Here is a 13057-nt window from a genome sequence, read left to right as displayed (position 1 = left end):
GGCTTGAGTGTTTAAAAGCAAAATCAAAAGCTAAAGCGGGCACGGTCAAATGTGGGAGCTGGCTTGCCTGCGATGGCATCAACTGGGTGTACCTGATGCACCGAGGTGTCTGCATCGCAGGCAAGCCAGCTCCCACAGAAAAGCAGATCTGCTTTTGATCTTGATCTGAGCGAACGCGGGTAGTGCAGAGCGGGTAAACCGACAGGACGCCGTGACCGAAGAAACGGATATGTACACCCGCATGGCGCAGTAATTGCGTCCTCCCCAATCCACCCCCCCAAAAAAGGAGCACCCCCCATGCAACTACGCGCCTTGCGATATTTCCACGAGGTCGCCCGCTGCGCCTCCCTGCGTAAGGCCGCCGAACGTCTTTACGTCACCCCCACCGCCGTCAGCCGCCAGATCGAACACCTGGAGCACTTCTTCGGCGCCGCCCTGATTGAACGCGGCCCCCGCGGCATCCGCCTCACCGCCGAGGGCGAATGCCTGGCCGAACAAGTCACCTCAACCCTGCGCGGCCTCGACCAGGTACGCGAAGTCATCGCCAGCCGCCAAAGCCAGGTGGCCGGTAACATCAGCATCCATGTGTCAGAAAGTATCGTTTCCACCGTGCTCGCCCCGGTGCTCGCCACCTTCTACCGCGCCCACCCCAAGGTCACCTTCAACATCGTGATCGCCAGCGCCTCGGCCACCCTCGACGCCCTGTGCAGCGGCGAGGCGGACCTGGGCCTGGCGTTCTACCTGCAAGAGCGCGCCGACGTCGAAGTCACCGCCCACTGCCAGTTATGGCACCGGGTGCTGGTCAGCGCCGAACACCCCTTCGCCCAGCGCGACAGCATCGAATTGAGCGAACTGCAAGGCCAGCCCCTGGCGATTCCCGACTCGGCCTACGGCGTGCGCCAGGCCCTGGAAGTGGCGGCAAAAAAACGCGGCGTCACCCTCGAACCGGTGTTCACCACCAGCTCCCTGGAAGTGCAGAAGAGCCTGGCCCGGCAACGGGCAGCGGTGCTGATTTTGCCCCAGGTCGAGGCAGACGTGCGGGACCTGGGCGACGGCCTGGTCGCCGTGCCGATCGCCGATGAAGACCTCGGCCGCATCCGCATCGACCTCTGCGTGTACCGCAACCGCCCCCGCTCGGTGGCGGTGCTCAAGTGCCAGGAAATGCTGGCGGGGGCGATGCAGCGTTGTTCGCTGAACTGAGCCTGAGCCTCAGAAGATGTTGATCGGCACATTGGCGACGAGGCGGAACTCATCGTAGCTGCCGTCAATCTGCCCGCCGCTGGCGCGATGGTTGTAGACGATGGTGCGCAGTACGGTGTTCTTGAGTGTTCCGGACTGAATCACATAGGCCAGCATCAAGCCGTTTTCGTTGTGCTTGGCGCCATCCAGGCTGCGCACGTTGTAGCCGGTGTTGTGGCCGTTGCGGTCGCCATCGTAATGGGTGCCGTCGATGTCCCAACCCTTGGCGTGCCACAGGCTGGCGGTGAGGCCGGGCACACCGTAGGCGGCGAAGTCCAGGTCGTAGCGCAACTGCCAGGACTTTTCGTTGGGGCCGTTGTAGTCCGAGTACAGCGAGTTGGCCATGTAGTTGCCGGTGGACTCCCACACGTAGTCGAAGTATTCGTTGCCGAATACCTGCTGCCAGGCCAGGGTCAGGCTGTGGGCCAGGTGCGTGGCAGTGAAGGCCAGGCTGGCGGCGTTATTGTCGATGTAGCCGAGGTTTTTGTCGCCCGAGTCGCTGGTGTGGTAGTAGTTGAAGGCGGTCTTCAAGGCGATGTCGCTTTTGTCACCGATGCGGTGGGTCAGGCCGACGTAGGTCTGGTCCCACATGTCTTCGAAACGCGACGCGTAGACGCTGGCTTCCAGCCCGTAACCCGGTTTTACCGTGGCTCCCAGGTAGCTGATGCGTGCGCCGCTGTAGGCGCGGTTGCCGAAGGTGGTGGTGAGCTTTTCGGCGCCGGTGCCGGTGCGTGGAATCGCCCGCTCGAAGCTGCCGCCCTGCACCGACAGCCAGTCGAATTCGTTGCTGAACAAGCCCACGCCCTGGAAGCTGGAGGGCAGGGCGCGGTTGTCCTTGTAACGCAGGATCGGATTGTCGGTCATCAGCCGACCCGCCTTGATCTCGGTGCTCGACAGGCGAAAACGCACGTCGCCCACCCCCAGGCGGCTCCAGGTGGGAATCGCATCGCCGTCGCCGTCCACCAGCACCCGGTCGCCGCCATTGGCCACCTTGCCGTGCCCGCGCTCCAGGTTGACCGCGCTGAAGATCCCCGCATCCACGCCCACGCCAACCAGGCCCTGGGTGTAGCCGGAGCTGTACTTGAGCATGCTGGTCTGCACCCAGGTTTCCCGTACACGCGTGGGCTCGACGCCGCCGGCTTTCTTGATGCTCAAGTGGGTGGTGCGTTTGGTGTGCTGGTTGGAATAGTAGTGACGCAGGTTCAGGTCCAGGGTGCTGCCTTCGAGAAAGCCCGGTGCGCTGGCCTGGGCGTTTTCCTGGGCGAAAGCCTGGGTGCTGGACGCCAGGGTGACGGCCAGCAAAAGACGTGGATACATGGTAAATCCCCATACAAATCAGACGTAAGGCGACCGTCCCGGCAGGCCTTCAGGTGCTGCCGGTCGGTGGCGAAAAGACGCGGGACAGTGGGAAAAGGTATTCAGCGAACCGAAGCTTCTGTGAGCCGGGTTTCGCGGGCCGGGCTGCCGGGCAGCGGCGGACGGGTTTCCTTGGCGAACCAGGCGGCGGTGAGGCACACCAGGTTGGCGATCAGCAGGTACCAGACCGGCGACATCGGGTCGCCGGTGGTGCCGATCAACCAGGTGATGATGATCTGCGCGGTGCCGCCGAACGCTGCCACACCGAAGGCGTAGACGATGGAGAAACCGGTGGAGCGCACGGATTTCGGGAAGCTTTCCACCAGCAACACGATCAGCGCCGCGCCACTCATGCCGTGCAGGCCCGAGAGTACCGCCAGGGTCAGCAGGAAGGTCGCCGGGCTTGGGTGCTCGGTCATCAGTTGCAGGGCCGGGAACAAAATCAACAGCAACACCACCCGCGGTGTCATCAGGATCGTACGGCGCCCGAAGCGGTCGCAGAGCATGCCGCCGGCCACCGCGCACACGGCCATCGCTGCGCCGGCCACCAGGGTCGAGAGCATCGAGATGCTGGTGGGCAGCTTCAGTTCGGTGAGGGCGAAGGTGGTCATGTAGTTGAGGAAGTACTGGGTGATGGTGCTGCCGGAAAGGATCAGCAACCCCAGCACCAGTGCGCGCCGGTGCTTGCCGCAGACTTCTCGCACCAGGTCGCCGGTGCTGGTCTGCTCGCCGTGGCCGTGGAAGGTTTCGGCGAGGTTGCGGCGGATGTAGATGCCAATCGGCAACACCAGCAGGCCGAACACGAACGGCACGCGCCAGCCCCAGCTGTTGAGGTCTTCCGGGGACATGACCTTGGTCAGGGTGAACCCTACCAGCCCGGCCACCATGGCTGCGACGCCCTGGGCGACTACTTGCCAGCAGGCGTAGGTCCCGCGTTTGTGGGGTGGCGCCGCTTCGAGGATGTAGGTGGTGGCGGGGCCGGCTTCACCGCCCCAGGCCAGGCCCTGGATCATGCGGGTGAGCACCAGCAGGATCGGCGCCGCGATACCGATGGTCTCGTAACCGGGCAATATCGCGATGCTGCCGGTGCCCACGGCCATCATCACCAGGGTCAACAGCATCGCCGGTTTGCGCCCGACGCGGTCGGCGTAGGCGCCGATCAGTACTGCGCCCAGGGGCCGGACGATAAAGCCGATACCGAACGCCGTGACCGACAGCATCAGGCTGACGAAAGCGCTGTCGGACGGGAAGAACGTGTGGCCGATCATCACCGCAAAGGTTGCGTACACACCAAAGTCGAAAAACTCCACGGCGTTGCCCAGGACCACGGCGAAGATGCTCTTTTTGCCGGCGTCCGGGGACGGTGTTTCGGGTGCGTGATCAGGATCGGATCGTGTCAATTGCTCAGTGTGCATACCAGCCCCTCGATTTTAGTTATAGGTCGTCCGAGCTCCAGGCCAAGAGGGCCCGGAGCTGGCGTGTGGGTGGGCAGTTCTTACAGCGTCAAAAGTCAGGAAGGATTCGGCCAGTGGTGGATTGCGCCACGCCAGCTCTCGTAGGTTTTAGCGATTTGCAGCAGCCATTGATCGGCAAAACGCGGGGCGATCATCTGCAGGCCGATGGGCATGCCATCGGCGGCGAAACCGCAGTTGATCGACAACGCCGGTTGCTCGCCCATGTTCCACGGCACCGTGAACACGATGTGTTCGAACGGCAGTTGCGGGTTGTTGCTCGGTGATGGCCACTCGGCCGGGAACGCATTGACCTGGTTGGTGGGGGACAGCACCAGGTCGAGTTCGGTGAACACCTGCGCGGCGCGGCGGCGCATTTCAAAGGTCTGGTTGAAACCCTTTACGGCTTGTACGCCGCTGATCTCGGCGCCCGGCGCGGCCCAGTCGCGGATGTACGGCAAGACCTTGTCGAACTGCTCGCTGCTCAGGGCCGACAAATCGCCCCACTGGCGGGCGCGCCAGAAATGGTCGAGGCCATCGAGTTGTGCGCGGTCCATGATTGGCGGGATCAGCGTGACCTTGGCGCCGTGGGCTTCGAACAGCCGCGCGGCTTGCTCCACGGCTTCACAGACGAAGCCTTCAGGCTGCATGCCTGCGCCGGGTTCAAGCATCAGGCCGACGCGCAGGCCCTTGACCGAGAGCGGCTGGTTACTCCACTGGGTGGTGAGCGGCGGCAGGCTGGTGGCATCGCGGGCATCGGGGCGGGCCAGGTGTTGCATCAACAGCACGCAGTCGTCGACGGTGCGGGTCATGGGCCCGGCGGCGCGGCCGGTGTAGTACGGGTCGATGGGGATGCGGCCCAGGGTCGGCTTGAATCCCACCAGGCCGCACCAGGCGGCGGGCAGGCGCACCGAGCCACCGATGTCGGTGCCCACGTGCAGCGGGCCGTAACCGGCGGCGGCCGCTGCGGCGGCACCGGAGCTGGAACCGCCGGTGTTGTTGGCGGTGTTCCACGGGTTGCGGGTGATGCCGTGGAAGCTCGACAGGCCGGAAGACAGCATGCCGAAGTCCGGGTTGGTGGTCTTGGCCAGGATTATCGCGCCCGCTTCACGCATGCGGGCTGCGGGCGGTGCGTCCCTGAGGGCCGGGGTCAGGCGGGTGGCCGCGCTGCCGAGGGGAATGGGCACGCCTTCGGTGGCGATCAATTCCTTGAGAGTCACCGGTACGCCATCAAGGGCGCCGTTGGGTTGGCCCTTGTTCCAGCGCTCGGTGGAGGCCTGGGCCTGCTGGCGCACCTGTTGCGGGTCGAAGGCATAGAGCGCGTTGATCTGCGGCTCCCAGCGGTCGATGTGGGCCAGGAGTTGGTCGTAGTAGTCGATGGGCGCGAGTTGCCGGCTGGCAAATTGCGCCAACAGTTCGGCGGCCGTAAGGGTATGCAGGTCAGTCATCGAACGCTTCCTTGTGATGGGCCGGCTGGCTCATGGCGGGTTGCAGTAGGAACGACTATATAAACCCCGGTGTGAAGCGGCCATCACAATCGATGCAGTTCAGTGTTGCGTTTTTGTGTGCACTGAAACCGGCGGGTAGATGTGGGAATGGCTGGAAGGTTTACTGTTTGGCGGGAGGACCTCAGGCACAGGCACCTGGCGTCTTTTTCCTGCGTGCCGACTCACGACGATAGCTCCGGATAGGCTGGGGTTTTGCCCGTATGCGGGATTGGAAAGACATCCACGTCGCAGGGTCAAAGCGGGTGGCTGATACCACCGCTTCCTGGAGCAGCATGATGGAAATAGCGTCTGACGCATCCGGGTATTCAGTATCGAGGATGATTTCCAAGGTGTCCTTGTCGCGATAGCCGCTGCAGGTCGGAATCAGACTGAAGGCGTGATCTATACCTTCGGACTCATTCGGCTCGCAGATGGATGAAACAACGCCCACATAAACATTCCGATCGTTCAGCGTGAACATGCATTGAGAGCCGCGCGCAATGGATTCCCTGAGCAGGGTCCTGAGGGGGCGCCCCGTTAGAAGCTCGAGCATCAATTGCTGGTTCAGTTCCTCCTCTGAAGCAAGTTGCAGTCTTCGTCGACGCCAACGCACAAATAATCGCCCCCAGCAGTAGGGAATGATCATGGCTGTCAGGCCGACCTGGAGCAAAAATACCCAGAGGCCATGATTTCTCTCGGTGGCAATATCCAGCTCTATCAGCAGCTTGCCCAGATAAGCACTGTAATCAATGGGGATTGTCTGGCCAGCCAGTTGCAGCGGCTGTTTGGACAGGCAAAGAATCAAAGTGGTCAGTACGAACGACAGTACGAGGCAGGTCCAGCCTAATCTTGCGACCTGTAGATAGAGTAACTGGCCCTCAAAGCGGTGGAGGCGGCAGTAATGGCCGGGGTGTTTCAAACACACCAAATAGCCACTCACCAATAACGGCAGTATCAGTAGTAGCCCCATGGGTTATTTGAATATCAGTTCACGTATCTTGCGCTTGTGTTCCTTGAACTCGGGTGAGTTGGCGATTTCCGCCGGGTCGACAGAAATACCCCACTCACCCACTATCCTCATGGTTTTGTACCGCTTGATAGCCCTGATATTTTCCAGATCTTCCTCAGTGGGTTTCTTGAACCACGCAAACGACTCAAACATGACCGGCACCCTCATAAAAAAGTAGTCGGTTTTATAGCAAGAGCCGTTTTTACCGACTACTGATGGCCCCCATCCAGAACTCCCCGCGTATCGTAGGAAACGTCCTTAGTTGCCCCAACGGTCTAAAACGTCGGCGGTGTAATCACCCAAATCACCACCGCATCCACCTTCCCGGGGTTGCCATACCGATGGGGCTCACTGCTGGAGAAGCTGAAACTGTCCCCTTCAGCCAGCTGAAAATGCCGCTCGCCCACCCATAACTCAAACGTTCCGCTCAACACATAACCCGCCTCTTCACCCTCATGGCTATAGCTCTGCTGGCTATAGGTGCCCGGTGGAAAGCGCGAGTGCAGCATCTCCAATTGATGATTGGGCAGGGGCGTCAGCAACTGGTCGACGATCCCGTCCTCATAGTGAATGCTCTGGCGATTGTTCCTGCGCACCACAAAACCTTCATCCTCCGCTGCCGGCGTGGTCTCACTGGCAAAAAACCACTGGATCGTCACCCCCAGGCTGCGGGCGATGTTGAACAAGGCCGGGATCGACGGGTAGGCGAGGTTGCGTTCCAGTTGGCTGATATAGCCGGCCGTCAATTCGCTCATCTGCGCCAATTCGGTAAGCGTCATGCCCCGGGCCTTGCGCAAGCCGCGGATGCGGGTGCCGAGAAACAGCTGTGGCGGTTGGTCGTTCAAATGTCCCACGCTACTTTCAATCCTTCATAAATCGCCTCTTCGGCGGTACGCGGCGCCAGGCAATCGCCGATCCGCGTGAACGCCACCAGGCCTTCCAGTTCTGCGCCCAGAGTGTCCACCGGCTGGTGGCCCTGGCACAACACCAGGGTGTCGATATTTTCCAGCAGCATCGGCTCGCCGCTGGCGGTGTGTTGCAGGTAGACGGTAGTGTCGTCGCAGCCGTACAAACGGGCGTAAGGGATGATCGGAATGCCCAGCCGATGCAGTTCGCCGGCCAGTTGGTCACGCACGTACAACGGCAGGTTTTCCCCGCAATGGGTGCCGTTCACCGCCAGTTGCACCTGATGGCCGGCACGGGTGAGGCGCTCGGCAATGCCCGGGCCGATCCAGTCGCAACGCCAGTCCACCACGACCACCGAACGGCCCAGTTGCACCTCATCGCGCAGCACTTGCCAGGCATCCACCACCTGTAGCTCGCCGCCGCGTTCGAAGGCCGGCCAGTAGGGCTCGGCGCCGGTGGCGATGATCACCCGGTCAGGTTGTTCGCGTTCCACCAATGGGCGGTCGACGCGGGTGTTGCGTACCACGCGGACCCCGGCCAGTTCCATCTCGCGCTGCAGGTTGGTACTGGCGCCGCCGAACTCGCTGCGTCGGGGCAGTAACTGCGCCAGAAGCACCTGGCCGCCCAATTGGGCACTGGCCTCATACAAGGTCACCTCATGTCCGCGCTGCGCCGCCACCGCTGCCGCTTTCATCCCTGCCGGGCCGCCACCGGCGACCATGATCCGCTGGCGTCGCAGTGCCGGTTGCAGTTGGCCAAACTGCAATTCGCGGCCGGTCTCGGGATGCTGGATGCAGGAGATCGGCAGGCCTTTGTGGAAGTGGCCGATGCACGCCTGATTGCAGGCGATGCAGGCGCGTACATCCTCGGCATGGCCGCTTGAGGTCTTGGCCGGCATGCGCGGGTCGCAGATCAGCGCGCGGGTCATCCCGCACACATCGGCCTGGCCGCGTTGCAGCATCAGTTCGGCCTCCTGGGGCTGGTTGATGCGCCCGGTGACGAACAGCGGAATCGACAGGTGCGTCTTGAACGTCGCCGCTTCTGTCGCCAGGTACGCCGGGGCAATGGCCATGGGCGGCACGATATGGATCGCGCCGCCGAGGGAGGCCGAGGTGCCGGCAACGATGTGCACGTAATCCAGGTGTGATTGCAGCTGTTGCACGGCGGCCAGGGAATCCTCTTCGGTCAGGCCTTCGGGGTCGCGTTCATCGGCAGAAATGCGCAGGCCGATGATGAAGTGCTCGTCGGTTTCGGCACGCACCGTGGCGATGATTTCCCGCAGGAAACGCAGGCGTTGTTCCAGCTCGCCGTTGTAGCCGTCGGTGCGGCGATTCACCCGCGGGTTGAGAAATTGCGCGGGCAGGTAACCATGGCTGGCGACCACTTCCACACCGTCAATCCCGGCCTGATACAGGCGCCTTGCCGCAGCGCCGTAGCCGGCGACGATCTCGTCGATCATTGTCTGGTCAAGGGCGCGCGGCATCACCCGGAAGCGTTCGTTGGGCACCCCGGAAGCCGAGTAAGCCACCGCCAGCAAGCCATCCGCCGACTCCATGATTTCCCGCCCCGGATGGAAAATCTGCGACAGCACCACGGTGCCGTGGGCGTGGCAGGTTTCGGCCAGTCGGCGATAGCCGTCGATGCAGCTGTCATCGGTGGCCATCAGCACATGGGAGGTGTAGCGGGCGCTGTCGTGCACCCCGGCCACCTGCAACACAATCAGCCCCACGCCGCCTTCGGCGCGTGCCCGGTGGTAGGCGATCAACTGCTCGTTGACCTGGTTGTCGGTGGGCATCGAGGTGTCGTGCCCGCTGGACATGATGCGATTTTTCAGGCGTTTGCCGCGCAGTACCAGCGGTTCAAAAAGATGCGGAAAGGCATGGGGCGACATGGTGCGGATACTCCAGGCGCTGTTGTTATTATTTTTCTATAGGAGGTCAGCCTCAGTAAAAAATCAACTTGTTTTTTTACTGGCGACTGGATTAGCGTCAGCCACATCACCCACCCGCCTGGAGAATAAAAATGCCTGGGGCCACCGAACAACAGCTGCGCGAAGAGCTTGCCGCCTGCTACCGGCTGATCGCGCACTTTCGCATGAGCGATTTGATTTTCACCCATATCTCGGTGCGTATCCCGGGGCCCGAGCATCACTTTTTGATCAACCCCTATGGGCTGATGTTCGAGGAGATCACCGCCTCCAGCCTGGTGAAGATCGGCCTGGACGGACGTGCGGTCGAGGCTTCGGCCCATGGCGTCAACCCGGCGGGGTTTGTGATTCACAGCGCGATTCACGGCGCCCGCGAAGATGCGCAGTGCGTGCTGCACACCCACACCCGCGCCGGCTGTGCGGTGGCGGCCCTGGAATGCGGGCTGTTGCCGGTGAACCAGATTTCCATGGAGTTCTACGGCAAGGTCGCCTACCACGACTACGAAGGCGTGGCGCTGGACATGGACGAGCAACAGCGACTGGTGCGCGACCTCGGCGACAAGCCGGTGTTGATGCTGCGCAACCATGGTTTGTTGACGGTAGGGGAGACGGTCAGCCAGGCGTTCCTGCGCATGTATTACCTGGAGAAGGCCTGCGATATCCAGATCGCCGCCCAGGCGTGCGGCAAGCTGATCCTGCCGCCTGCGCACGTGTGTGAATACACCGAGCGGCAGTTCAATGAGCCAGGCCGGCCACTGGAAGAGGGCGAACTGGCAGACCCGGACGCCATGCAACTGGCATGGGCGGCATTGCTGCGGTTACTGGATCGGGTGTCGCCGGGGTTCCGGGAGTGAGGTAGAGTCGTCCAGCCGACTCAACCCAAGGACACCGCCTCATGACCCAGGAATCCCGTTTCTCCCGCATGGAACCGGAGTTGCGCAAGGCCAATCTGGTGCAGGCGACGTTGGCCTGCCTCAAGCGCGACGGCTTCCAGGGCGCGTCGATCCGCAAGATCAGCGCCGAGGCCGGGGTGTCGGTGGGGCTGATCAGTCACCACTATTCGGGCAAGGATGAGCTGGTGGCCGAGGCCTATCGGTCAATCACCCGGCAGGTGATGGACCTGCTGCGGGATGCGATGGCCAAGGCGCCGCCCAGTCCGCGGGAGCGGCTGTCGGCGTTCTTCCGCGGCTCGTTCTCCCCCGAATTGCTCGACCCGCAACTGCTGGATGCCTGGCTGGTGTTCTGGGGGGCGGTCAAGACGGCCCCGGCGATCAACCAGGCCCACGAACACTCCTATGGCGAGTACCGCACCATCATGCGTTCGGCCTTGGTGGACATGGCCGGGGAGGAGGGCTGGAAGCAGTTCGATGCCGATTTGGCGGCCATCGCCTTGAGCGCCTTGCTCGACGGCTTGTGGCTGGAATCGGGGCTCAATCCCGGCACCTTCACCCCGGAGCAGGGCATCCAGATCTGCGAAGCCTGGGTCGATGGCTTGCAGTCGGGCGGGCGCAAGCGCTTCCAGATCAAACCCTGAACTGACGATTCCGCGCCGCCTGGACGCAATGTCCGGGCCGGCATTTTCCCCTCGAAAAATATTTGCAGTTACCCGATTGCCTCCTTACTGAACACTCGTTTAGTATCGCCCCATGTCGCACCCCTCAAGCCAATTAAAATAATTCGAGGATTCCATGACTACAGATCCGTCCGTGCTCACTCAGGTGCAGGCAGGTGTTGCCTGGATCACCCTCAATCGCGGCCCCCAGCGCAACGCCCTGGACATCCCGACCCTCAAGCACCTGCATGCCTTGCTGGACGGTTTCAACCGCGACCCGGCTGTGCGCGTGGTGGTACTGACCGGCAGCGGTCGCAGCTTCTGCGCCGGTGCCGACCTTGCCGAATGGGCCGATGCCGAAGCCCGTGGCGCCCTCGAAACCTACGGCTGGACCGAAACCGCCCACGCCCTGATGACCCGCCTGCACACCCTCGACAAACCTACCCTCGCCGCCATCAACGGCACGGCGGTCGGTGCCGGCATGGACCTCACCCTGTGCTGCGACCTGCGCGTCGCCGCGCAATCGGCACGCTTCAAGGCCGGCTACACCAGCATGGCCTACTCGCCGGACGCCGGCGCCAGCTGGCATCTGCCGCGCCTGATCGGCAGCGAGCAAGCCAAGCGCCTGCTGTTCCTCGATGAATTGTGGAGCGCCGACCGCGCCCTGGCCGCCGGGCTGGTGGGCGAAGTCGTTGCCGACGAGCAACTGCATACCCACGTCGCCGAGCTGGCCACGCGTCTGGCCAACGGCCCGACCTTTGCGTTTGCCCAGACCAAAACCCTGATCCGCGAAGGCGCCGGGAGCAGCCTGCCCGAGCAGCTCCAGGCGGAACTCGCCGCCGGTTTGCTGTGTGGACGCAGCGCCGACGGTGCTGAAGCCCTGCGCGCCTCGATGGAAAAGCGCCCACCGAACTTCTCCGGCAACTGATTCCCCTTCAAAACACCCTCGAACGATCGACAGGTAGCGCCATGAATTTCCAGCCCAGCCAAGAACAAGACATGTTGGTGGACGCGGTACGCAGTTTTGTTGCCAAGGAGTTGTTGCCCCACGAGGAGGCGGTGGACCGCGCCGATGAAGTTTCGCCGGAGCTTGCCGCGCAGATTCGTGACAAGGCCATCGCTGCCGGTTTCTATGCCTTCAACATGCCGGAAGACGTCGGCGGTGGCGGCCTGGATTACCTGTCACAGGCGTTGATCGAGCGTGAGTTGTCGAAAGTCTCCTGGGCGCTGCATGTGTTTGTCGCCCGGCCGTCGAAAATCCTCATGGCCTGCACCGGCGCGCAGATTGGCGAGTACCTGTTGCCGTGCGTGCAGGGCAAGAAGATCGACTGCTTTGCCCTGACCGAACCGGGTGCCGGTTCCGACGCCAATGCGATCAAGACTCGCGCCGTGCGCAGCGGTGATGACTTTGTGCTCAACGGCAGCAAGCACTTTATCAGCCACGCCGGCCACGCGGATTTCGCCATCGTGTTTGCCGTTACCGACACCTACGAACACAACGGTCGCCAACGCAATGCCGTGACCTCGTTCCTGGTGGACCGTGGCACGCCAGGCATGACCATTCGCCGGGGCCCCAAGTGCGTCAGCAACCGCGGCTACCACACTTATGAAATGTTCTTCGACGATTGCCGCGTACCAGCCTCCAAAGTCCTCGGCGAAGTCGGCAAAGGTTGGGAAGTCGCCAATGCCTGGCTGACCGCAGGCCGGGTGATGGTGGCTGCCAACTGCGTCGGCCAGGCCCAGCGTGCGCTGGACGTTTCCCTGCAATGGGCGGCCGACCGCAAGCAGTTCGGCCAGCCCATCGGCACCTACCAAGGCATCTCGTTCAAGCTCGCCGACATGGCCACGCAAATCCGTGCGGCCGAACTGCTGACCCTGAACACCGCCTGGAAAATGGACCAGGGCACCATGACCGACGGCGAGGCCGGCATGGCCAAGTTGTTTGCCAGCGAAGTACTGGGCAAGGTTGCCGATGAAGCAGTGCAGATCTATGGCGGCATGGGTTTGATGGACGAAGGCCCGGTGGAGCGCATCTGGCGCAACGCGCGGATCGAGCGGATCTGGGAAGGCACTTCGGAAATCCAGCGCCACATTATTGCCCGCGAACTGTTGCGGCCACTGTTGCGCTGA

Annotated in this window: 12 protein-coding genes; 5 read left to right on the top strand and 7 right to left on the bottom strand. The window is 62.6% G+C overall.

Features of this window, described 5'->3' with window-relative positions; genetic code table 11:
• Positions 1 to 297 precede the first annotated feature (297 nt).
• Complete coding sequence (locus HX807_RS05010; RefSeq protein ID WP_003208975.1) at positions 298 to 1200, top strand: LysR family transcriptional regulator; 903 nt, start codon at positions 298 to 300, stop codon at positions 1198 to 1200.
• A 9-nt stretch (positions 1201 to 1209) separates the two neighbouring features.
• On the opposite strand, the gene HX807_RS05005 is transcribed toward HX807_RS05010, so the two are convergent.
• From HX807_RS05005 to HX807_RS04975, 7 genes are all read right to left on the bottom strand, one after another.
• Positions 1210 to 2556: an OprD family outer membrane porin gene (locus HX807_RS05005; protein WP_177049418.1), complete on the bottom strand. Its 1347-nt coding sequence runs from the start codon at positions 2554 to 2556 to the stop codon at positions 1210 to 1212.
• 101 nt (positions 2557 to 2657) lie between these two features.
• A complete protein-coding gene (locus HX807_RS05000) occupies positions 2658 to 4010 on the bottom strand; it encodes a citrate-proton symporter (RefSeq protein ID WP_008436037.1) in 1353 nt (450 codons plus the stop codon).
• 95 nt (positions 4011 to 4105) lie between these two features.
• On the bottom strand, positions 4106 to 5494 hold the full coding sequence (locus HX807_RS04995) for an amidase (RefSeq protein WP_087694889.1): 1389 nt from the start codon (positions 5492 to 5494) through the stop codon (positions 4106 to 4108).
• Between the two features lie 181 nt (positions 5495 to 5675).
• Positions 5676 to 6503, bottom strand: coding sequence for a hypothetical protein (locus HX807_RS04990; protein ID WP_177049416.1), 828 nt, complete (start codon positions 6501 to 6503; stop codon positions 5676 to 5678).
• A 3-nt stretch (positions 6504 to 6506) separates the two neighbouring features.
• Positions 6507 to 6695 (bottom strand): hypothetical protein, encoded by a 189-nt coding sequence (locus tag HX807_RS04985; protein WP_003208968.1) that lies wholly within the window; start codon positions 6693 to 6695, stop codon positions 6507 to 6509.
• Positions 6696 to 6817: 122 nt separating this feature from the next.
• Positions 6818 to 7408: a cupin domain-containing protein gene (locus HX807_RS04980; protein WP_177046345.1), complete on the bottom strand. Its 591-nt coding sequence runs from the start codon at positions 7406 to 7408 to the stop codon at positions 6818 to 6820.
• On the bottom strand, positions 7384 to 9339 hold the full coding sequence (locus HX807_RS04975; protein WP_177049414.1) for an FAD-dependent oxidoreductase: 1956 nt from the start codon (positions 9337 to 9339) through the stop codon (positions 7384 to 7386). Before HX807_RS04975 ends, HX807_RS04980 begins: the two co-directional genes overlap by 25 nt.
• Before the next feature lie 131 nt (positions 9340 to 9470).
• Between HX807_RS04975 and HX807_RS04970 the strand changes: the two genes are divergently transcribed.
• The 4 genes from HX807_RS04970 (at position 9471) to HX807_RS04955 (ending at position 13057) form a co-directional block, all read left to right on the top strand.
• A complete protein-coding gene (locus HX807_RS04970; protein WP_003208963.1) occupies positions 9471 to 10229 on the top strand; it encodes a class II aldolase/adducin family protein in 759 nt (252 codons plus the stop codon).
• 41 nt (positions 10230 to 10270) lie between these two features.
• The gene (locus tag HX807_RS04965) at positions 10271 to 10909 is read left to right on the top strand and encodes a TetR family transcriptional regulator C-terminal domain-containing protein (RefSeq protein WP_003208961.1); all 639 of its coding nucleotides are present in this window, start codon (positions 10271 to 10273) and stop codon (positions 10907 to 10909) included.
• Between the two features lie 154 nt (positions 10910 to 11063).
• Positions 11064 to 11855 (top strand): enoyl-CoA hydratase/isomerase family protein, encoded by a 792-nt coding sequence (locus HX807_RS04960; RefSeq protein WP_177049412.1) that lies wholly within the window; start codon positions 11064 to 11066, stop codon positions 11853 to 11855.
• A 41-nt stretch (positions 11856 to 11896) separates the two neighbouring features.
• Positions 11897 to 13057 carry an acyl-CoA dehydrogenase family protein gene (locus tag HX807_RS04955; protein WP_008436052.1) on the top strand — a complete coding sequence of 387 codons (1161 nt, stop codon included), beginning with the start codon at positions 11897 to 11899 and terminating at the stop codon, positions 13055 to 13057.

Origin of the sequence: Pseudomonas sp. D8002 (genome assembly GCF_013385695.1) — a bacterium.
In the GTDB taxonomy this organism is placed as follows: Bacteria; Pseudomonadota; Gammaproteobacteria; order Pseudomonadales; family Pseudomonadaceae; genus Aquipseudomonas.
Note: the sequence above shows the minus strand (reverse complement) of the source record. Positions and strands in the feature narration are given on the sequence as shown.

Bases quoted from the DNA above. Each gene is read 5' to 3' on its own strand.
- HX807_RS05010 (WP_003208975.1), top strand. From the start codon at position 298: ATGCAACTACGCGCCTTGCGATATTTCCACGAGGTCGCCCGCTGCGCC.
- HX807_RS05005 (WP_177049418.1), bottom strand. From the start codon at position 2,556: ATGTATCCACGTCTTTTGCTGGCCGTCACCCTGGCGTCCAGCACCCAG.
- HX807_RS05000 (WP_008436037.1), bottom strand. From the start codon at position 4,010: ATGCACACTGAGCAATTGACACGATCCGATCCTGATCACGCACCCGAA.
- HX807_RS04995 (WP_087694889.1), bottom strand. From the start codon at position 5,494: ATGACTGACCTGCATACCCTTACGGCCGCCGAACTGTTGGCGCAATTT.
- HX807_RS04990 (WP_177049416.1), bottom strand. From the start codon at position 6,503: ATGGGGCTACTACTGATACTGCCGTTATTGGTGAGTGGCTATTTGGTG.
- HX807_RS04985 (WP_003208968.1), bottom strand. From the start codon at position 6,695: ATGTTTGAGTCGTTTGCGTGGTTCAAGAAACCCACTGAGGAAGATCTG.
- HX807_RS04975 (WP_177049414.1), bottom strand. From the start codon at position 9,339: ATGTCGCCCCATGCCTTTCCGCATCTTTTTGAACCGCTGGTACTGCGC.
- HX807_RS04970 (WP_003208963.1), top strand. From the start codon at position 9,471: ATGCCTGGGGCCACCGAACAACAGCTGCGCGAAGAGCTTGCCGCCTGC.
- HX807_RS04965 (WP_003208961.1), top strand. From the start codon at position 10,271: ATGACCCAGGAATCCCGTTTCTCCCGCATGGAACCGGAGTTGCGCAAG.
- HX807_RS04960 (WP_177049412.1), top strand. From the start codon at position 11,064: ATGACTACAGATCCGTCCGTGCTCACTCAGGTGCAGGCAGGTGTTGCC.
- HX807_RS04955 (WP_008436052.1), top strand. From the start codon at position 11,897: ATGAATTTCCAGCCCAGCCAAGAACAAGACATGTTGGTGGACGCGGTA.